Source organism: Candidatus Nitrosotalea okcheonensis, from assembly GCF_900177045.1.
Lineage (GTDB): Archaea > Thermoproteota > Nitrososphaeria > Nitrososphaerales > Nitrosopumilaceae > Nitrosotalea > Nitrosotalea okcheonensis.
Genome location: NZ_LT841358.1, coordinates 827,951 through 845,436, shown reverse-complemented (window position 1 = coordinate 845,436; position 17,486 = coordinate 827,951). Strand labels below are relative to the sequence as shown.

Below are 17,486 nucleotides of genomic sequence, written 5' to 3'. Positions count from 1 at the left end.
GAGGATACGGAAGGAAAAACAATTGAAGCATACCAGCCAACAAAGCTTCCGCCACTGCTTGATGTAGCAGAAAAGTTTGGAGTCAAGGTGGAATATGGTCCAACTGTATCAGGTGAGGGAGGATCATACAACCTGGTAACAAATGTAATCAAGTTGAGCCAAGAAAATCCAGACACATTCTTCCATGAACTTGCACACAAGGCTCATTCCACATTTGAGAACCTAAAGCCGGTGCAGGATCCAGAACAGGAAACAGTGGCACAACTATCGGCATGTGTCTTGGCAAAACTCTACGGATATGACGCGACAACTTTCTCCTGGAACTATATCGCGTCATATGCAGAAGAAAAATCTCCTGAAGCAGTAGGAAGAATATGCATGAGGGTACTGTCCAAGGTCCAAAAGGTAATCACCTTGATCTTGGAGACCCACGAAGGAAAGGAGGATGTTATCAATGCGTGAGTCCAGAAGCTTAATTAGAAATAAGCTGCAAGGTAAAGCAGTGCAAAAAAGCAAAACCCCTTTAAAACCAAGTACTGACCTTACCAAAGAAGAACTAGAAGCAATAGAGAGACTCGAGTCAGGTAAGGGCAAGTACAGACATTTTGAGAATGCCGAAGATGCAATAAAGTGGCTGCACGGCAAGGATCGAAAATCAAGAAAGTGAATCCATTTGTGGGATGCTGATTTTGACAATCTCTTTAGACGACAGTATAAACGACTGGATTCACAACTACAAAAAAGAGTAGATGATGCCGTTGCAGAAATTGTAGGTTCGGAAGATCCCACAAAGCTTGGTGAACAAAAAAGGGGGCATCTAAAGCATTTTTATGCATACGATCTTGGAAGACAGTACAGAATCATCTACAATATCTCGTACAATACAAAGACAATAATCTTCTCCAATGTTGGTTCTCACAAACAAGTCTATGGCAAAGACTAGCATATGTGGTCTATTGCATGATACCTGTCAAGCTTCAAAAAATCATTCACAAGATTGATTTGAAACCAAAGAGAAGAAGAGACATTGCCTAAAGCAACGCAACAGAAACGCAAACAAACAAAAGAAAAAAGAGATGACAAACTCTGTCCAGAAGAGGAAAAGGTTGCCAAACTCTACAAGGCAGGCAAGCTGAAATTCAAAAGATTCGAAAATGTAGAAGACTGCCTAAAAGATCTTAATTCCTGATCTTACTTGAGTTGATTTTATTTGTGGAACATAGATCAAGAGAGCAATCAATTCAAACGAGACTATAAACATCTAAGCTCAGATCTGCAAAAGAAGCCATGAAAACAATACATGATCTTGTAGCAAGCCAAGATCCTAGAAAATTAGGAGCGCATAAGACAGGTCCACTAAGCTGTCTGCATACCTATGAAATTGGCAGACAGTATCGAATCCTGTATGACGTGGTAAACGAAGAACATGTAATAATCTTGCTTCGTGTAGGACTGCACAATATCTACTAAATCTTTCTGACCACGACGATCTCTTCAAATCAAAAATCAAATGCAGAAATAAAATCTAGACCTTAAAAACAAACGTCTCTTCTTTGGCATGTACAATTTTGACATGCAAAAGATAACACAGTTCGAGCCAAGGCCTGCATTGAAATTCTGGAATCCTACATTGGACTTTGTTGGAATGATAGAATGCCTGAGTGAGATCAGGCATATCGCAAAGACAGGAAACATGAAGTCAGACGTAGATGTTGTAGATGTCAGGATTCTCCAGGGGATGGAAACAATAGAAGAGATCTATGAAGAGATGGGCAGGGAAAAAACAAAGACATGCCAAAAAGAATATGCAAATGAAGAGCGCACTCTAACTTTGGCAAAATCTGTCTTGCATACTGCCATGCCAAATCTTGCACCACTCACAGGCAAAAAAATATTCATAGCCGGAAAGGGCAAAAAGTCAGGCAAGAACTTCAAGTATGATGACTATATTGTACTGGAAGAGTCTGATGCACGAAAAGTGGGTCTGATAAGTTGAGACTTGATTCTTGCAGGTCATGCGGGTCAGATCAAATTCCATGCACGAGATGTATTGTGTGTAGGGAACCCATCATATTTTTTTGCCAGACTTGCACTGATGTGGATACAAAGACACACATGCATTTTTGAGAAGATATAGAACACAATATGATCTAAGGACAAAAATAAATGCAAAGGGGTGGGCAAGTCTCAGGTGTGAGAAAACATGTCACAATATTTTTAATATGTTACACGGTAGCTCATCCAAATTATTTCCTTAAATCAGATGGGACTATCTTTTGTGTTGGAAATTATTCTCCAGAAACAAAGGTCGCGAGTCAACAATGGCAACAATTACTACAAGTATCGTGTTACGATACCGGTACAAATTGTAGAGCAACTCAGATTGAAAAAGGGTGAGAAACTGGATGTATCAGTAACCGAGAATGTGATCATAATCAGAAAAGTTCTTTATTGAAAAACTGTACCAAAAATATGTAATTACACGTCATATCATTACACTATTTCATGGATAATTTTTTTTATTTTAAAATTATTAGGCAGCCTAACCACTTTTGTAATCTTGGATATTTCTCATCTCTTTGAATTCTGGTGCAGTTGTCAGGGTATATGTAAATTGTTTCCAAATTTGCATGCTGATACACATTCATTCTTGTTTATTTGATGTATGGTTTTTTACTATTTGTGAGATACTCTGACAATATGGCTCTTACAGTCTCCGGGACTGTTTCTATCATACGCCTTTTCATCTCTTTTTCAAGTTTTACTGCCATCTCGTCTGTTACTGTAAGCAGGTATTTTTTTACCATGTGTATCTACTCTGTACCAATTCATACTATCATATGTATAAATATTTTTAAATATTACTATGTGCTATACCGCGTAGGCAACATGACAAAACACGGGAAAATAAAGGCAGATCTGATGCCCGGGATGATGATTCTACCATGATATCGCTTCCTGCAGGCGTCAAAATAGTCAAGTTTTACGATGCCGAGATGCAAAAAACAGGCAAAGGCATACTGTACCTGTTAAACGATGGAATCATGTTTGAAAAGAGGGGAGAGGGTGTCAAGTTTGAATGCAATTTTGATTATCTGGCAAGTTTTGAGGCAGTAAAGAGGGACAAATTGCTTGTAGTGATTCGCACATCAGACGGCCGCAAGTCGATTGAGTTTAAAGTAAATACTGCCAATCAAGTCGAGTATGATATCTCCGAGGTAAATCAAGAGTATGCTAGAAACACTTCACCTGATTTCACATCTGATATAAAAAATATTGAAAACCATGATGATAAATTTGACCAGAATGCACATTCACTTTCAGAGGCCAGATGGTTCCAGGATAACTGGAATGATATCATGAAATTTCTCAAACTGGAAAGAGTGACTTATCTTAACGAGTATGTCAAGAATGCAAAAATCGGAACTCCAGATGTAGATCCGTATTTGCTAGTAGTAGACTATGAGAATCTAACTTACAAAGACTTTGCAGACTTGCCTGGATTTTTAAAGTGGAGATATGATACCATGTCAGACAAGGAAGTAGATATGATGGTTGATGTATTTCGAGACTTTGAGGATTTTTCTGTCAGAACGCTTGAGATGGATGTTCAAATGTGCAAGCCGCTTGAACATAACTTTACCCGGAAAGGATATCTTTTGTATCAATTTGTAACAATAGTTGCAAGAGAAAAATTAGAAAGTGGCAAGAAGAGACAGGAAGTTCAATCTCAAGCAACGAAGAGCTAAAATTAGCAAGATGCTTGTGGATATCTCATGGCTGCAAAACGGAAGTTTACTATTATAATACAAGAAGATCCTGAAGGTGGGTATACAGGAAGGTGTCTTGAGTTACGCGGGGCTATAAGCGAAGGGAGAACAATCGAGGAACTAAAGCAAAACATGACTGAGGCCATCGAGCTTGTTCTCGAGTCTCTGGAAGAAGATGCTAGAAAATACAGAAAACTGGTCATAGAAATTCCAAGTTAAGAAAAGATTACAATCATATCAGTCATATATTGAGTTTGGGTGTATACTACGGTCTCTGTACTGGAGACACATTTTAAATAACTCTTCCAGAATATCGTTATCATGGCAGAAGAGATCCTAACACTGGAAGGCGATGACGCCAAGGCCTTTCTCGAGTATGACTCTAGAGAGTTGACTGCAGAAGAAAAAGCAACACTGAAAAAAGCACGTGAATACTACCTCTCCAAATGTAAAACCTAGACTTTTTTTAATCTGATTTCTAAATCATCTCGTATTGGAATTAGATTACAATATCATCTCTCCTGGCGACGACCTTTCATTGCTGGACTTTGCCGAATCTGATGGCACAGATCCACTGGGAGTTGCCGAGTTTGCAAGAACAAAGGCTGCCAAATATCATGAAAATAAGATTGCCACAGTGCGGGTAGTGCGGGATAAAAAAGAGATAGTTGCATATTTTACGGTTTCAATGTCAGCAATAAGTGTAGATATTCTTGCAAGTGGAGAAAAGGTAGAGGGTGTAACCTCAATTCGGTATCCTGCAATGTTGTTAGGTCAGTTAGGCGTAGATAAAAAGTATAGAGGAAAGAGAATAGGAAGTGACATTTGCAACTTTTGTCTTGGTTTGGCCGATGTTCTTGGAAAACAAATTGCTTGCAGGTACGTAATTTTGCAGACTGGTACCACTGGAACGTCATTGTATAAGAGATTTGAATTCCGCATGTCTGCCAAACCTCCGGTAGGCAAGAAAATTTGGATGTACAGGAGACTTGGTTGATCTTTAAACAGAACCTAGTGATTAATACCCTTAAACATTCTCGTTGAATGTTTGTGATTTGTCTGTTTGGTGTAATGAATCGTATGTCTTACGATTTCGAATAAACTCCTTGATATTTTCATTAGTCAGACCTCCCATCTTTTCTAAATTGTAAGAAATGTTTGCAAGCTTTTGAGGTTCAAATCCATGATTTACAATTGTTGCACAAACAGCTTTTGCAAAACTCTGTGTGTCTCGGACTGGAACAGATTTGAAGTACTGATGGTCAAGTATCTTGGAATAATTCCCAGTCTTGATGGAATCCTGTGCCAGATTTAACATAGTCATTCCATTTTGCAGGTGTACTCCTGCTTGCTCTTTCGGAACTGGAATGGTTGCAAGCCTGGTCATCATTCCTGCCGAATTTTCAGTAAGGGCATTATCCACAACTGGCTGTATCACTGAATTGCCGTACTGGTGTGCCATGTCCTGTGATTTTTTTACAATTTGAGAGCCAGCGCCTCGCATGTCATAAGCCAAGTCTTTTGCACCTACCCGTCTTAGGGCATGAGAGCCAACATTTGACAAGCCTTGTGCGATACCTCCAAACCCTCCTGCCAGACCTCCTCCCATTGCAGCCTTTACCATGCCAATTCCTGATATTGATTGGCCCATCTCTGCCGCACCATATTGTGCCGACATGGCAGCACCATATGCACCGCTTCCAATTCCTTTTCCGCCCTGAATTGCCATCATTGACATCATTCCACCAAAACCTGTAGCAGTTGTTGCTATTGATGTCATGGAACTAAACAGGGAACCAAGCAGTGGAACCAAAATTGTTGGAATAAATGTTGATAGTGTAAGCACTGCAACAGACGCAAACCATTGTTCTTCTACTGGATGAGTTGTGATACCACCAAGGTATGCTGCACCTGTTACCATGACAAGAGCTGAAAATATTGGAACAAGCGAGAGACCGAACAAAGTATCATAGAGTCTTTTTGTTATTCCCTGGAACCATGGTACAAGTGATAGTATCAGAATAACAGGCAGTCCTGCAATCAATACTGCTGTTAGTACCTGTCTTATTGCTGCAAACATGTATGTCAAAAATGACAACATTAGTGAAAGAAGCGACCCAATTGCGCCAAGTATCAAGGCTTTGCCCTGGTCTGAGAAAGTAGATAAAATATCTGAACCGTTGAATAATTGTACAAGATTGTTTAGAACAGAATTATCTACCTGCGGTACTTTACCTTGCGATATTCCCATCCCGTTGATGGTACCAAACACCTTGACAACGGATTCTGGAGTCTGGCCTGTATTTGCAGGATCCATTATTGCTTTTGATCCTAGTTCGATTGTACCAGCATACAGGTCCCAAATTGGAGGAAAGCCAAATAAAATTACAAAGTATAATGTGCCTTTTGAAATAATTCCAAATGCTGTTGATGCAGGAACAACTTGTATTTGCTCTAGCATGAATAAAATCCCGGCAATCATCAAGACTGCTACAAATGCCCAAATTATTCCAGACCGTAACATGTTGTAAACTGAGAGAAGCGAATCTGTCTTGCCTTGTATTGTACTATAATCTCCTGTTGTGCTAAACTTTGGCATTGTAGTTGTAAGTGAAACATAGGAATTCTCAAGTGTCGTCATAAACATCTTGCCCACTCCGATCATTATGGCAATGATGGCAATAGTTGATATCAAAATTATGATAGAGTCTAACCCAAAACCATCTCTTGATTTAAACACAAAATCAATAGGGAACGTACTTTTAAAGCGGCTAACACGACGAGTCATTTTTTCGCAATCCATTCAAAATTCCATCCCAAGACGGAAAATTACGTAGCTGGGATGGAATTAATTTCTGAGTACGGATTCTATGACTTGAAGGTGTATACTACTAGAATATTGCAAGATATGCAACAAGTGTAACTAGCATAAATGGGACAAGCGGGAATGCTGATGATACATAACCTGTAAAATCATTTGTAAAATCTTCATCTGGGTTTGGTTTGAAATGAAATGAAAACTTGTCACCTGTCTGTGTTGGTATGACAAACTTTTCGTAGCTTCTTTTTCTATGCATGGTAAGAAATGCAAGTATCTTACGATGTGGCTTTTCATTGATTCCAAGAAATAGATTGCCATGTAACATGTCTGAAATGTTGTATATCGTATTGTAGAGCATACCAAATAATCCTAGTAATACAGTTGTTGCAAGTGCAACTAGTACCGAAACTGGCATATTGTCAAATATTGGAAATACAATTGCAAGTGCAATTATGGCAAGCCCGTCTGCCTGGCCAAATACTCTTGTGAAAAACCATGTCATCCCAATGATTATGCCGATGACCAGAAAGAAAATGGTAGCAAAAGATGGCAGTGGGGCTAGAAAATATAATACAATTCCAGGGATTGCAAAAATCAACCAGATTCTATCGTCTATTCTACGTGTCTTTATGTCAAAATATGACGCGACTGATAACATCGTCAATGTTATGATCTGTCTTAGAAAAAGTATGGTGTCCGGGTCTGGCATGGGAATGAAAATTGCATCTCTTTTTAACACAGGTTTTTCGTCATTTGTTGGAATAAAATGGTAGTCATTCCATTGGCCTTTCAAAGTGTGGGAATTAAACTGATTGAATAACTCTCATAGACGGGTCTAAAATAAGACCAAGATTGTCTCCCCGGATCCGCTTTCTCTAGTATCAGGAACCCTTGAATTATTTTCTAATTCTTATTGTTCATAAGAGTAAGAACGTCCTTTCCTTTTTCAGTTATTATAAAATATGTAGTTGTTCCAATAGAAACCATTTCTTTGATCAATCCATGTTTTAGAAGGATTTCAACATGACTATCAGCTGATCTCCAATCAAAACCAATTTCATTTGCAACTTGTAGTTTGTTTTTGGGTAAGATCAAACTTTGTAAAATCTTTATGCGAATTGGACCTCCTCGCATTTTTACAAGCATCTTGAAGAGATCATAATCATAACCATTCTTGTGCCACATACTTTTTGTTTTACCTTTGTAAAATGATGATAATAAAAATAATCCCCATGCCGCTGATGCAATGTATGTGGATTTAGCATAGAGTCCTACAATAAGTAATGATAATGGATCATTATAATGCAAAGCTAGGAGTGGAAACACAGTTGTTAGGAAAATAGTATCTGATGTTGGTTTCATGAATGGAGGAAAATGGTTACTAGAAATTGTATGAATTGCTTCAGTTGACAGATTAATTATAACGGGAAACGTGAATACTACTGCTATCGACAAAGTAACTAACTTCAGATACTTTCTATTCATAATGTGCGGTACTTGGTTTACGACATATTTGTGCTTTTCTCAAAACAAGAAAACTGGTTTTGGTAAACTCAGATGTATTGATAACTTGAATTAGTTGCCTAATGACGAACTTTAAGACAAATCTGTCTAAGAACATCCAAACCGTAGCTATAATGGCAATAGTAGCCGCCATTATGGCTCCAAGCATAGGAGCACAAACATCCTATGCTGCAGACATGAACACGGATCGTTCTGTTCTACCAACACATGCAGCTAATTTGGAGAGATCTCTTTCTCAGCAGATCCATGGCCACACAGGCTGGATCTATCTGATGTCATGGAACTCAACAAGTTCTACAGTGAATTATGTTGGACCAGCAGAATCAAATCCGTATAAAGCCAAGTTATACATGACTCCAACCGTCTCCGCAGGTCCTTTGACTGCATCAACCACAGTAAACAAAGCTGTAGGGATAGTAAAGGATACTAGCGCATCTGGTACAGCCATATACAAAGAAGTCATGGACTTTAACTCCAAGGCATCCAATACAAACTCTAATCTGCTCCAAATCGTAAACGCAATGAACTCAAATAACCAGCACTGGATTCAGGCTGGTCTATTTTATGATAATGCTGGACTCTACGGATCACCAGCATGGAGAATGCAGTATGATTCTATCCAGACAGGTGGTTGTTTCACTGGAGATTTCAACAGTGTATCTGCACCACAAACAGTCTCAACAGGAGATTCAATCGAATCATTCATCAAGGCAGATGGAACACAGGCAGGAGTATATTCCATGGGAGAAACTGACTTATCTAACAATCATGGCACCGTGTTTGGTTTCTCAGAAAGCAGCGATACGGGAAAAACAATAAACCTCGGTCAAATAGATACAGGATCTTGTCACTACTCAAGTGGACCTGAAGAAGAAGAACAATCAGCTTCTAGCTTTCCTGTAGCATACAACTGGGGATCACAGATATTCACCTTTGGATTCTATGATACACCAACTAGTGGAAAAACTGTATCAGTTACAGGATGGAATACTCCATGGGGATCATCATGTGTAAGTGTTTCAACACCACCTGTTTCGCCAGCACAAGCAACATTCACCGCTACTAGTTGTTAGGATTCATAAAATCATGAATTCTTACACTCCCTCTTTTTTTGTCTTGTTAAAGAATGCCAATAATTATTAAAATGTTATTCAAGAATTTTTCAAACTTATCTATTTTGGCATTATTAGTATGTCTACTTTTTAATTCGTATTATGTTATACAAACACATGCAAGTTCTGTAATTGCTATGCCATTAGAAGTGACATCAACAAAAGGACTACCTTTAGAAGCTATAATCAAACAAGGAAATTCAGTACACATATCTGCTGAAATTCAACTAGGTAAGAATTACGAGATTGAAGACATGCATCAAACAATTAGCAGTTTACCATCAAAGGTACAAGCATGGACAAACCCCAACATGCTATCAAATGAAATCAACATCAAACATATTGAAAATACTACAATTACTATTCTAGTAGATTCTGAAACACAGACTGGAAACTATACGCTAGCAATAATGGGTAGTGGAACAATAAAAGATCTAGTTACTGGGAATTATCTCCAGTTAAACAACAATACATTAGGAACAATCCATCTTACCATACAACCTAATCCAAGCAAGATTAGAATGAATGTAGGTACACCTGAAATGCACCAAGAGAACTTTTGTGCTAAGGATCCTCATGGATTTACAATGTGTAATTCGCTTGTGACTTATGAGGAGTTTTCTCTGACTGTCTATTCCAAGAATACCGTGGATATGAAACTAAATGCATCTATTGTGCCAACGGGGTCCTGGCTAAGGATCATTCCACAACAAATTGTTGCTAACTCTAATGGAAGTTCAGCAAAGATTATCATGTCTGGTATTGAAAAACCACCACTTGTCAATCCGTTAGTTACCAATGTAATGACAATACAAGCAGCATCTACAAATGGTGATATGGTAACAAGCTTTTTACCCATTGTAAAAACACAAAACTTGACCATACTTAATTTTCCTGCTCCAATAGAATTGGCAGGGGAAATAGGACCAAACATCAATAGTACTAACTACGGAGTATTTGGTGTGGTGTATGATCCACATTATAATTCTACATCATTGCCAGTGAACCTTTCAGTTCTTGGATTAATAAAAAAAGACAATATTATCCCCCTGCCATCTTGGCTTGATGTTAATATCTCAAAACCTTCATTCGATTTGAACGCTACACAACCATATTACTTTATGATCACAGTGAATACACCATCTGCACCTGCTGGAAACTATACGGTTGCAATCAAGGAGAACATCGGAGAAAAGCAGTTTATTAAAAATATGAGGATAACTTTAGCATCTCCGGTATTCATGGGAAGTATATCTGATAACAAAATACAGAATGAAAATACTGCAGATCCTTTATCGTCCCTACCTCACATGCCATCTAATATTATGTCCCCATTGATGCAATTTAAATCTGGTATCTCTGTAAAAGATATTACATGCAAGAAAGATTTTACACTTATATTAAAATCAGAAGATAACTTTCCGGCATGTGTAAAACCCAAAGATGTTACTAATCTTGTGCAAAGAGGTTGGGCAAAATTACTATAGAAAATAAAATATATGTGCTAAAAAATTAGGTGGTGCATACTAACTGTTCTAGTGGTAACCCCGGGTCTAAACTACAATCAGTTTATTCATGTTTTAAGGGAGGAACTAAACCCCGTGAACAAAACCTCTCACGAGGAATTATTTTTGCGTGATACATTAAAAGTGATCATATAATAATTCACACAGATTATCCAATTGTGTGATACATAATTCCTTTGCAATTACTATAATTAAAAAATGGACGGAAGATATGGAGAAATCAAAATGGCAATGATTACTATGATTGCTGTAATTGCCACATTTTTTGTATCCTTGAGGGTAAACATGCTTACCTTGGTAAAGACAAATCCCATGGCTAGTGATGATATCACTATTACCATATTTATGGCATCTACAAACTCTGGTGTTATGGCAAATGCACTACCTACTCCCAAATTGCTAAAAAATGACAAGTTCGAACTCATCTTTGTTAGCAATGAGATGGATGTCTTTGACACAAAAACCATGATGATTGGACCAATGTACACCAGTAACATTTGCATACGTAATGCTGATATCGTTGATTTTTTTATGGTGGTAACATCTGACACAAATCTGGTCAAGTGTTCGAGAGTCAATGGTGTTCCCCCTCCAGTGTCTGCAAGTTTTCCCAAAATAAATAACACTAGTTTGGTTATCCACGACTTGTCTTCAATACCTGCAATGCCAGACAGTGTTGCGCCAGATTTTAACTGCGAATAAATCATTCCGAACAATTTGTCAAAATATTTATTATATTTTCGTGTTCCATAAAGTCTGTATAGCGATATTGTCATGTCATATCCTATCTTTCTATATTCTGTTACATCTCGGAGAAATTCAGGTAATGCATTTTCGATATTTTTGATTCGCAAAAATTGCGGTGTCGTATTAAACATGTTTGCCAATGCAAACCCCAGCACACTTGATGTGATTACAAGCCATGGTGCTTGGCGCAGAGATGTCATTGCAACTGCAATTATTATGGCAACCACAAAGGCAAGATTTCCAATTGTTATCTTGTTCAAATTTCTTGGCTGTGACGAATCTACCATTACAATCAATGCCATGCTCATCATGGGAATTCCTATTACACCTACAAGCAAAAGAAGTGTAACAGATCCACCCGGTAAAAGAAATGACGTTGCAATCAAAAATGTAGGCATGATCAAAAGTATTATCAACAATATCTCACCAAAGGTTGTTGCAGTTCCCAAGTATCTCTTGAGATTTTCTTTTAGGGATTCAAAGAAGGATTCAGCTTCTCTCTCAATTAGATTTGTAAGATCTCCGCCCGTCTGTGCAGTTGCTACATAACTCAAAAGAAATGACTGGAACGCTCTGTTTGGATGATGCAGTGCTATATCATTGAGGGTCTCAAAGATATCCATCGCAAACATGGTGACATTACGATAAGCCATCTTGGCATCAGTTTCTATAATCTCAAACAATCCATTACCTATCATTTCAACTAGCGAGTCATACAGCATCTTTTCTACACTCTGCATTATTGACGCATATTTTGTAAAATATGCCAGTTCGTGGTTGATTGCCGTCTCACGTTTTGATTTGGCAAGTCCTAGTGCCATTCTTGGATAAAACATGATTCCAATTGGTAGTATAATGAGGACAAAAAATAATGGAGTTACAAAGATCCCTAATGCAATAGCAATTGGAAGTATGATTATAACAAACAAGACAGAAAATGACATGCTCTTTTTTATCATGTTAAGCGAGTTTGCAGGCTTGCCTGACATCCTGATATATCTTTCAATCTGGCTGCCAAGTTTTTTCTGTAATTTTTGAAATATTGGCATATCCAGTATTGGTTTTGAGATAAAAATTGGTAGGTTGGTTGACAAAGGAATTATTCTGGCAGTGGGTTTTTTGATATTTGGCGTGTTTAATTTTTGCAGTAAGGAGAATTTGTAAAATTTCTCAACAAGTTTTTTCCAATCAAACTTTTTTGATGTACGTTTTGATACCATGAATAGCAATCCTATTGTTGAAATCACAAAGACAGCTAGATTATTGAACGCCAATGATAGCCAGATTATTGCAACAAGGGCAACTATTACATGATTATAATTCACACATTACAACAAGATGTGATTAAAAAGATAAATCCAAAGGCTCTGGGTTCTGGTTTAAAAACAATCTAACATTTGGCAGTTGATGGTAAAACTGCAAAAAAGAAAAGCAATGTCACAATCAATGGAAATAGCGTTGATTGTTGGAGTCGTAATTGCCATCGTGGGAGTTGTTGCATTCTCTGTTACTGGAGGAGTACAATCATTGACACAACGCACATCAGTCAGCATTTCACACAGTGAATTTACAAAGACCTTCAATGGGACATACTATCTTACCGTTGATGTCAAAAACGATGGCAACAAAAAACTGAACAACTTGACTGTACAAGTACAAGATTCTGTACCATATACTCTTGCTCCATTGCCTCTAATACCGGGTCAGACAGCAAGCTATTCTGGTAAAGTAACTCCAATTCCAGCCAATCCTACATCTGGAACCCAATTACCCCTGATCGTAAAAGCTACATCAGATGATGGGTCGGTGACATCAAAGACCGGATCGTTGTTTGCTCCATGATGCAAATCCCTTTTATTTTATTTTTTATCATGATATGATTGAGAAACCTAGAGATCCTGTGGTTTGAAGATGTTAGTCCATTAAACGAACCAGTACTGTCTTTTCCTATAATTGGGAGAATTTCTATGAGGCAATTTTTCATTTTGGGCCTTGCCTCGATGATATCTTATTTGATATTTTCAAGCTCGCATGGTATCATTGCTGTAATTCCTGAAGGTATTGGAGCATTCTTGGCTCTAACAAAACCAAAAGTTACATCATCAGAACAAATGGTAATCTCCATGGTTTTATTTTTCATGGGGAGACATTATGGTACTGGAAACAAAAAGAAAAAGGCAAAGAGCAAAAAGTTATCAAGTTCAAGTAAAAAACTCGGTCTTGCGGAATCATTAATCGAGAATTCGCAAGAAAATAACATTAGAACCATTACCGTGTCAGATCTTTTCAGACCATACAGATTCAAGGTTAAACTTGTAGGTCCAACTGGAAAGGTTCTCGCTAACAAGAAATCCAAAGTGTATCTTGATGGAACTTACTTGGATGCACTGACTACAGATATCAACGGGGAATTGGAAACTATAATCATACCAAAAACACCAGGCAAAAAAAACATTACAGTTTGTGTAGATGAACAAGCAGAACCAGTATTTTTAGAAACCATCGAAGTGAAAACACACCAAGAAAATTTGGCTTAAATAATTCATCATTTTATGGTAACATGCTAGACCACGCCGCCGGCGAAGAAGTAAACATGGGCAACAAGTATTCGAAAATGATGATAGCTGGCATTGGAGGTCTTGTACTGATACTGATTGCACCAACATTGCTCAGTTACATAGCTGGTGTAGATATAACATCAGGCAAGGTAAATGCATCTGATACAACTCCATTAATTCCACCAGATCTATTGAAGCGCACCTTTGGGGCAGGTCAGCTTATCGGTGGTATCATTGCAGCCCTAGTTCTTGCCATAGGTGGAATCAAGCTAGAGTTAAAAAAAAGATTAGCACCTTGTTCAGATTTGCTCCACTGATATTACTTGGAGTTGGCATTTCATTTCCTTGGTGGATATCTCTTTCATTTTTTACATTTTGGATGACATTCTTTTTATTGGATATCAAAAGCACAGTTGGATTCAACGAATTTATAAAATATGAAACAAATGTAATGGTACGATTATTTTCCCGTAGATTTACCCCTAAACAATCACTGGCACTTCAAATTCTATTTGAAATTGTCATTATTTTCTCAGGGTCTATTTTTTCCCTTAGGCTTGATGTATCCTCTGCAGGTATTATTGCTCTGGTTTTTGGGATTACACACATGACTGCATGGCGTTCAAACAAAGAATTCATTGCTGTGTAATTATATATCATAATATCACACTTTATGTGATGTTATGATATATATCAGAACATCACATATAATGTGAGGTTATGATAGAAGATGAGAATGAGCATAATACTAGACAAACTAAGGATTGAGAACAAGGAGTTCGTAACAGCCAATGAGCTGAAGGAATACTGCAAGTTGACAAAGATGAACTATGATCTTGTCATACGCTATTTTGTATCAAGAAAGAAATATCTCGTAAGGATCTTCAGAGGGATTTTCTATGTAAAGTCGATAGAAGAGTTCAAGCTAGGAAAAAGTAAATACAATCACCTGGAACTTGTATCGAAGGGTCTGGAATTAAAGGGAGTGAAAAAATGGTATTTCGGCCTGCATACTGCATTAAAGCTAAACAACATGACACACGAGCATTTTGCTATTGAGGAAGTTATCAGTGATTCTTTATTCAGGGCAAATCCAATAAACATAGATGGATACAAATTCAAATTCGTAAAACTTTCTCCATCGTTACTGGATTTCGGGATAAAAAAAGAAAATACAATGCTGCGCTACTCCGATCCAGAGAAAACAATACTTGATTTCATATATCTTTCAAGACAGGATGGTGTACCTGCTGATAGAATTATTATTGACGTGTCTGATTGGTGTAAAAATATTTCTAAAGACAAGCTCAAGAAATACTCAAAGAATTATCCAAAAACAGTGGCAGAGATTGTTGACAGGGTGATCCAATGATACTAGATTTTGTAGACAGAGTATCAACAATTCAGGGAATTAGGCGGAAAGACATGATAGAAAAGGATCTCCGCCTCCATCAAATTTTGTTAGATCTCTCAACAAACAAATCATTTTCAAGCAAATTCATCTTCAAGGGAGGCACATGTCTGATAAAACATTATCTTGACTATTTTAGATTCTCAGAAGATATTGATTTTACATGGAAGAATCAATCTAGATTCAATGGAAAATCAGGAAAACAAATCAGCCGAGATTTGTCAGCAATCATTGATGAGACAGGAAAAGTTTTCGAGAAGATATCTGCAAAGAGAGACCTGGATTTCAAATGCGTCAAGAGCAACAGAGATTACGTTGAATTGGGTGGAAGCAACAGAATTTGTACGTTCAAACTGTGGTATGATTCTGCCATATTGAAGAAGAAGACTTTCTTGAAAGTACAGATAAATTTCGTGGAGAAAATGTGTCTGAAACCTAGGAAAGGACGTCTGAGGAGCCTCGTGACGGGAAAGAACAGCGAATTGGAGGTGTTGTTTACAGAATATTTGGAATATTCTGAAACTATACCCTTTGAGATGTATGGTGCAAAAGAGATTTTGAGTGAAAAGGTAAGAGCGTTATTGACAAGAGAGGGGATAAAAGCTAGAGATTTTCTAGACATATTTTTTATTTCCAAAAGTCTAGGTATACACCCACAAGATGTGGAAAAATGTGTTATTGCAAAGACTGATTTTGCTCTTGCACATTTTGAAAAGTATAGGACAAATCTGGCAGATAAGAAAAAACTTCTTGACAAAGGAAAAATATTCGAATGGGGGTCTGAAAAAGATCTGTTGTTGACAAAACTAGATGAAAAAGAATTTCATGATTTCATAGATGTATTTACAAAGTATTTGAAAGAACTTGTCACGAAATTAAGAAACTGATCTTCAAATGAATCACTTTACTTTATCTCGCAACTGTACTTTCTGACAGGCCAAACATAGGTTGTAAAAATACTAATCAACCATTGTGTATTTTTATAGGATTCGTTATTTCAAGTTGTGACTTCAAAAATCATTGCACTTGAGTATGAATTGAAGGTATGAGTGGAATAAAGAAATTTGGTGAATCAGACTTTTCAATTCTATGAGAGTTTTGGATTTGAATTAATAAGACAAAGAGAAATCAAAACTATCCAAGATTTAGTTTTCTGGTTAAAGACTTGTTTATTACAGTCATGTTACTAAAACTGCTGTATGGATGTTGTTGGTGATAAGAGGGACTTTAATCCTGTGTATGAAGGTCTTTCTGATGGACCAATCAAAAATGTCGTGAAAGAGATCATTAAAGCCCTAAAGGATGATTCGATTGTGGGAGAACATATACGACGAAACCAAATTCCACAATATTACATACAACGACATAACATCCAGATTCTATACAGAGTGGCTTTGCCACAACAATGGCGACTGATCTATACTTTTCATACGTTCAATGAAGGGGAAAAACCAAAGGCACTACTATTGGAATTGATGAATCATGATAAATATAACAAGAGATTTGGCTACTTTAAGAAGGCATCTTCTTAGTACGTTACTTTTAGGTATGGTACACAAAAGACATATACTTCTAAGTACATACACAATACATGCCTAAAACCGTATATTCTGGAAAAAAAGATTTTTTAGAAAACATGCAGGTAAGAACACTAAATATCGATATAATATCTGAAGAAGATTTAGAACAAAACAATCCTACTCTCAAAAGCATCCTAAAGGTTGAAAAACTCTTCAAAGAGAATACCGAATTTAATTCTAAAAATCAGATTTTAAGAAAATTAGATGGTAGCATGAAGGCACCCGTTCTGAATATTATTTTGAAATATCTAAAAGGATTAGGGAAGATAATTGATAACGAAGATGGTTCTTGGACTTGGATATATGCGGTAGATAATGAAAAATTGAAGAAAAGCTACGTAGATGCTGTCAAGTTATAGAATAGTAACGATAAACCAAACAAGGGTTGTAAAAATACTAATCAACCATTGTGTATTTTTATAGGATTCGTTATTTCA

Annotated in this window: 27 protein-coding genes; 21 read left to right on the top strand and 6 right to left on the bottom strand. The window is 37.2% G+C overall.

What is annotated here, in order from left to right; genetic code table 11:
• Nucleotides 1-87: 87 nt before the first annotated feature.
• From BQ3481_RS05075 to BQ3481_RS11975, 7 genes are all read left to right on the top strand, one after another.
• Nucleotides 88-462, top strand: coding sequence for a hypothetical protein (locus BQ3481_RS05075; RefSeq protein WP_157927290.1), 375 nt, complete (start codon nucleotides 88-90; stop codon nucleotides 460-462).
• Between the two features lie 40 nt (nucleotides 463-502).
• The gene (locus tag BQ3481_RS05070) at nucleotides 503-667 is read left to right on the top strand and encodes a hypothetical protein (protein ID WP_157927289.1); all 165 of its coding nucleotides are present in this window, start codon (nucleotides 503-505) and stop codon (nucleotides 665-667) included.
• A gap of 6 nt (nucleotides 668-673) precedes the next feature.
• Nucleotides 674-943, top strand: coding sequence for a type II toxin-antitoxin system RelE family toxin (locus BQ3481_RS05065; RefSeq protein WP_157927288.1), 270 nt, complete (start codon nucleotides 674-676; stop codon nucleotides 941-943).
• 84 nt (nucleotides 944-1,027) lie between these two features.
• Complete coding sequence (locus BQ3481_RS05060; RefSeq protein ID WP_157927287.1) at nucleotides 1,028-1,189, top strand: hypothetical protein; 162 nt, start codon at nucleotides 1,028-1,030, stop codon at nucleotides 1,187-1,189.
• A gap of 98 nt (nucleotides 1,190-1,287) precedes the next feature.
• Nucleotides 1,288-1,470, top strand: a complete 183-nt coding sequence (locus tag BQ3481_RS05055) for a type II toxin-antitoxin system RelE family toxin (protein ID WP_157927286.1) — start codon at nucleotides 1,288-1,290, stop codon at nucleotides 1,468-1,470.
• Between the two features lie 103 nt (nucleotides 1,471-1,573).
• Nucleotides 1,574-1,996, top strand: a complete 423-nt coding sequence (locus BQ3481_RS05050; protein WP_157927285.1) for a hypothetical protein — start codon at nucleotides 1,574-1,576, stop codon at nucleotides 1,994-1,996.
• Nucleotides 1,997-2,263: 267 nt separating this feature from the next.
• Nucleotides 2,264-2,455 (top strand): AbrB/MazE/SpoVT family DNA-binding domain-containing protein, encoded by a 192-nt coding sequence (locus tag BQ3481_RS11975; protein ID WP_157927284.1) that lies wholly within the window; start codon nucleotides 2,264-2,266, stop codon nucleotides 2,453-2,455.
• 199 nt (nucleotides 2,456-2,654) lie between these two features.
• On the opposite strand, the gene BQ3481_RS11600 is transcribed toward BQ3481_RS11975, so the two are convergent.
• Nucleotides 2,655-2,807 (bottom strand): hypothetical protein, encoded by a 153-nt coding sequence (locus BQ3481_RS11600; RefSeq protein WP_173848079.1) that lies wholly within the window; start codon nucleotides 2,805-2,807, stop codon nucleotides 2,655-2,657.
• Between the two features lie 138 nt (nucleotides 2,808-2,945).
• Between BQ3481_RS11600 and BQ3481_RS05040 the strand changes: the two genes are divergently transcribed.
• The 4 genes from BQ3481_RS05040 to BQ3481_RS05025 all read left to right on the top strand — a co-directional run bounded on the left by BQ3481_RS05040 (nucleotide 2,946) and on the right by BQ3481_RS05025 (nucleotide 4,767).
• Nucleotides 2,946-3,749: a hypothetical protein gene (locus BQ3481_RS05040; protein WP_157927283.1), complete on the top strand. Its 804-nt coding sequence runs from the start codon at nucleotides 2,946-2,948 to the stop codon at nucleotides 3,747-3,749.
• Between the two features lie 27 nt (nucleotides 3,750-3,776).
• A complete protein-coding gene (locus tag BQ3481_RS05035; protein WP_157927282.1) occupies nucleotides 3,777-3,989 on the top strand; it encodes a type II toxin-antitoxin system HicB family antitoxin in 213 nt (70 codons plus the stop codon).
• 102 nt (nucleotides 3,990-4,091) lie between these two features.
• A complete protein-coding gene (locus BQ3481_RS05030) occupies nucleotides 4,092-4,229 on the top strand; it encodes a hypothetical protein (RefSeq protein WP_157927281.1) in 138 nt (45 codons plus the stop codon).
• Nucleotides 4,230-4,263: 34 nt separating this feature from the next.
• On the top strand, nucleotides 4,264-4,767 hold the full coding sequence (locus tag BQ3481_RS05025) for a GNAT family N-acetyltransferase (RefSeq protein WP_157927280.1): 504 nt from the start codon (nucleotides 4,264-4,266) through the stop codon (nucleotides 4,765-4,767).
• 30 nt (nucleotides 4,768-4,797) lie between these two features.
• Here BQ3481_RS05025 and BQ3481_RS05020 read toward each other — a convergent pair whose 3' ends face one another.
• Complete coding sequence (locus BQ3481_RS05020; protein ID WP_157927279.1) at nucleotides 4,798-6,510, bottom strand: hypothetical protein; 1,713 nt, start codon at nucleotides 6,508-6,510, stop codon at nucleotides 4,798-4,800.
• 151 nt (nucleotides 6,511-6,661) lie between these two features.
• The gene (locus tag BQ3481_RS05015) at nucleotides 6,662-7,207 is read right to left on the bottom strand and encodes a hypothetical protein (RefSeq protein ID WP_231911898.1); all 546 of its coding nucleotides are present in this window, start codon (nucleotides 7,205-7,207) and stop codon (nucleotides 6,662-6,664) included.
• Between BQ3481_RS05015 and BQ3481_RS11730 the strand changes: the two genes are divergently transcribed.
• Complete coding sequence (locus BQ3481_RS11730) at nucleotides 7,110-7,364, top strand: hypothetical protein (RefSeq protein ID WP_231911911.1); 255 nt, start codon at nucleotides 7,110-7,112, stop codon at nucleotides 7,362-7,364. The two genes, BQ3481_RS05015 and BQ3481_RS11730, sit on opposite strands and share 98 nt — an antisense overlap.
• 130 nt (nucleotides 7,365-7,494) lie before the next feature.
• Here the strand turns inward: BQ3481_RS11730 and BQ3481_RS05010 are convergent, their stop codons facing one another.
• Nucleotides 7,495-8,076 (bottom strand): hypothetical protein, encoded by a 582-nt coding sequence (locus tag BQ3481_RS05010; RefSeq protein WP_157927277.1) that lies wholly within the window; start codon nucleotides 8,074-8,076, stop codon nucleotides 7,495-7,497.
• A 152-nt stretch (nucleotides 8,077-8,228) separates the two neighbouring features.
• Between BQ3481_RS05010 and BQ3481_RS05005 the strand changes: the two genes are divergently transcribed.
• A complete protein-coding gene (locus BQ3481_RS05005; protein WP_157927276.1) occupies nucleotides 8,229-9,188 on the top strand; it encodes a hypothetical protein in 960 nt (319 codons plus the stop codon).
• A 176-nt stretch (nucleotides 9,189-9,364) separates the two neighbouring features.
• A complete protein-coding gene (locus tag BQ3481_RS05000; protein ID WP_157927275.1) occupies nucleotides 9,365-10,714 on the top strand; it encodes a hypothetical protein in 1,350 nt (449 codons plus the stop codon).
• A gap of 230 nt (nucleotides 10,715-10,944) precedes the next feature.
• On the opposite strand, the gene BQ3481_RS04995 is transcribed toward BQ3481_RS05000, so the two are convergent.
• Nucleotides 10,945-12,825: a type II secretion system F family protein gene (locus tag BQ3481_RS04995; RefSeq protein WP_157927274.1), complete on the bottom strand. Its 1,881-nt coding sequence runs from the start codon at nucleotides 12,823-12,825 to the stop codon at nucleotides 10,945-10,947.
• A gap of 82 nt (nucleotides 12,826-12,907) precedes the next feature.
• Between BQ3481_RS04995 and BQ3481_RS04990 the strand changes: the two genes are divergently transcribed.
• The 3 genes from BQ3481_RS04990 to BQ3481_RS04980 are packed head-to-tail and all read left to right on the top strand — an operon-like array spanning nucleotide 12,908 to nucleotide 14,375.
• The gene (locus BQ3481_RS04990) at nucleotides 12,908-13,342 is read left to right on the top strand and encodes a hypothetical protein (RefSeq protein WP_157927273.1); all 435 of its coding nucleotides are present in this window, start codon (nucleotides 12,908-12,910) and stop codon (nucleotides 13,340-13,342) included.
• Nucleotides 13,343-13,380: 38 nt separating this feature from the next.
• Nucleotides 13,381-14,037, top strand: a complete 657-nt coding sequence (locus BQ3481_RS04985; RefSeq protein WP_157927272.1) for a hypothetical protein — start codon at nucleotides 13,381-13,383, stop codon at nucleotides 14,035-14,037.
• Nucleotides 14,038-14,060: 23 nt separating this feature from the next.
• The gene (locus BQ3481_RS04980) at nucleotides 14,061-14,375 is read left to right on the top strand and encodes a hypothetical protein (protein WP_157927271.1); all 315 of its coding nucleotides are present in this window, start codon (nucleotides 14,061-14,063) and stop codon (nucleotides 14,373-14,375) included.
• A gap of 184 nt (nucleotides 14,376-14,559) precedes the next feature.
• Here BQ3481_RS04980 and BQ3481_RS04975 read toward each other — a convergent pair whose 3' ends face one another.
• Nucleotides 14,560-14,697 carry a hypothetical protein gene (locus tag BQ3481_RS04975; RefSeq protein WP_157927270.1) on the bottom strand — a complete coding sequence of 46 codons (138 nt, stop codon included), beginning with the start codon at nucleotides 14,695-14,697 and terminating at the stop codon, nucleotides 14,560-14,562.
• A 97-nt stretch (nucleotides 14,698-14,794) separates the two neighbouring features.
• Here BQ3481_RS04975 and BQ3481_RS04970 point away from each other — a divergent pair, with 97 nt between their 5' ends.
• The 4 genes from BQ3481_RS04970 to BQ3481_RS04955 all read left to right on the top strand — a co-directional run bounded on the left by BQ3481_RS04970 (nucleotide 14,795) and on the right by BQ3481_RS04955 (nucleotide 17,408).
• Complete coding sequence (locus BQ3481_RS04970) at nucleotides 14,795-15,430, top strand: type IV toxin-antitoxin system AbiEi family antitoxin domain-containing protein (RefSeq protein ID WP_157927269.1); 636 nt, start codon at nucleotides 14,795-14,797, stop codon at nucleotides 15,428-15,430.
• A complete protein-coding gene (locus BQ3481_RS04965) occupies nucleotides 15,427-16,356 on the top strand; it encodes a nucleotidyl transferase AbiEii/AbiGii toxin family protein (RefSeq protein ID WP_157927268.1) in 930 nt (309 codons plus the stop codon). The genes BQ3481_RS04970 and BQ3481_RS04965 overlap by 4 nt, the downstream gene beginning before the upstream one ends.
• Before the next feature lie 312 nt (nucleotides 16,357-16,668).
• The gene (locus BQ3481_RS04960; RefSeq protein WP_157927267.1) at nucleotides 16,669-17,001 is read left to right on the top strand and encodes a hypothetical protein; all 333 of its coding nucleotides are present in this window, start codon (nucleotides 16,669-16,671) and stop codon (nucleotides 16,999-17,001) included.
• Between the two features lie 59 nt (nucleotides 17,002-17,060).
• Nucleotides 17,061-17,408, top strand: coding sequence for a hypothetical protein (locus BQ3481_RS04955; protein WP_157927266.1), 348 nt, complete (start codon nucleotides 17,061-17,063; stop codon nucleotides 17,406-17,408).
• Nucleotides 17,409-17,486 lie beyond the last annotated feature (78 nt).

What these genes read in the sequence shown, in the direction of transcription:
- BQ3481_RS05055 (WP_157927286.1), top strand. Translation starts at nt 1,288, where the DNA reads ATGAAAACAATACATGATCTTGTAGCAAGCCAAGATCCTAGAAAATTA.
- BQ3481_RS05050 (WP_157927285.1), top strand. Translation starts at nt 1,574, where the DNA reads ATGCAAAAGATAACACAGTTCGAGCCAAGGCCTGCATTGAAATTCTGG.
- BQ3481_RS11975 (WP_157927284.1), top strand. Translation starts at nt 2,264, where the DNA reads ATGGGACTATCTTTTGTGTTGGAAATTATTCTCCAGAAACAAAGGTCG.
- BQ3481_RS11600 (WP_173848079.1), bottom strand. Translation starts at nt 2,807, where the DNA reads ATGGTAAAAAAATACCTGCTTACAGTAACAGACGAGATGGCAGTAAAA.
- BQ3481_RS05040 (WP_157927283.1), top strand. Translation starts at nt 2,946, where the DNA reads ATGATATCGCTTCCTGCAGGCGTCAAAATAGTCAAGTTTTACGATGCC.
- BQ3481_RS05035 (WP_157927282.1), top strand. Translation starts at nt 3,777, where the DNA reads ATGGCTGCAAAACGGAAGTTTACTATTATAATACAAGAAGATCCTGAA.
- BQ3481_RS05030 (WP_157927281.1), top strand. Translation starts at nt 4,092, where the DNA reads ATGGCAGAAGAGATCCTAACACTGGAAGGCGATGACGCCAAGGCCTTT.
- BQ3481_RS11730 (WP_231911911.1), top strand. Translation starts at nt 7,110, where the DNA reads ATGACCAGAAAGAAAATGGTAGCAAAAGATGGCAGTGGGGCTAGAAAA.
- BQ3481_RS05010 (WP_157927277.1), bottom strand. Translation starts at nt 8,076, where the DNA reads ATGAATAGAAAGTATCTGAAGTTAGTTACTTTGTCGATAGCAGTAGTA.
- BQ3481_RS05005 (WP_157927276.1), top strand. Translation starts at nt 8,229, where the DNA reads ATGGCAATAGTAGCCGCCATTATGGCTCCAAGCATAGGAGCACAAACA.
- BQ3481_RS05000 (WP_157927275.1), top strand. Translation starts at nt 9,365, where the DNA reads ATGCCATTAGAAGTGACATCAACAAAAGGACTACCTTTAGAAGCTATA.
- BQ3481_RS04990 (WP_157927273.1), top strand. Translation starts at nt 12,908, where the DNA reads ATGGTAAAACTGCAAAAAAGAAAAGCAATGTCACAATCAATGGAAATA.
- BQ3481_RS04980 (WP_157927271.1), top strand. Translation starts at nt 14,061, where the DNA reads ATGCTAGACCACGCCGCCGGCGAAGAAGTAAACATGGGCAACAAGTAT.
- BQ3481_RS04975 (WP_157927270.1), bottom strand. Translation starts at nt 14,697, where the DNA reads ATGAATTCTTTGTTTGAACGCCATGCAGTCATGTGTGTAATCCCAAAA.
- BQ3481_RS04970 (WP_157927269.1), top strand. Translation starts at nt 14,795, where the DNA reads ATGAGCATAATACTAGACAAACTAAGGATTGAGAACAAGGAGTTCGTA.
- BQ3481_RS04965 (WP_157927268.1), top strand. Translation starts at nt 15,427, where the DNA reads ATGATACTAGATTTTGTAGACAGAGTATCAACAATTCAGGGAATTAGG.
- BQ3481_RS04960 (WP_157927267.1), top strand. Translation starts at nt 16,669, where the DNA reads ATGGATGTTGTTGGTGATAAGAGGGACTTTAATCCTGTGTATGAAGGT.
- BQ3481_RS04955 (WP_157927266.1), top strand. Translation starts at nt 17,061, where the DNA reads ATGCCTAAAACCGTATATTCTGGAAAAAAAGATTTTTTAGAAAACATG.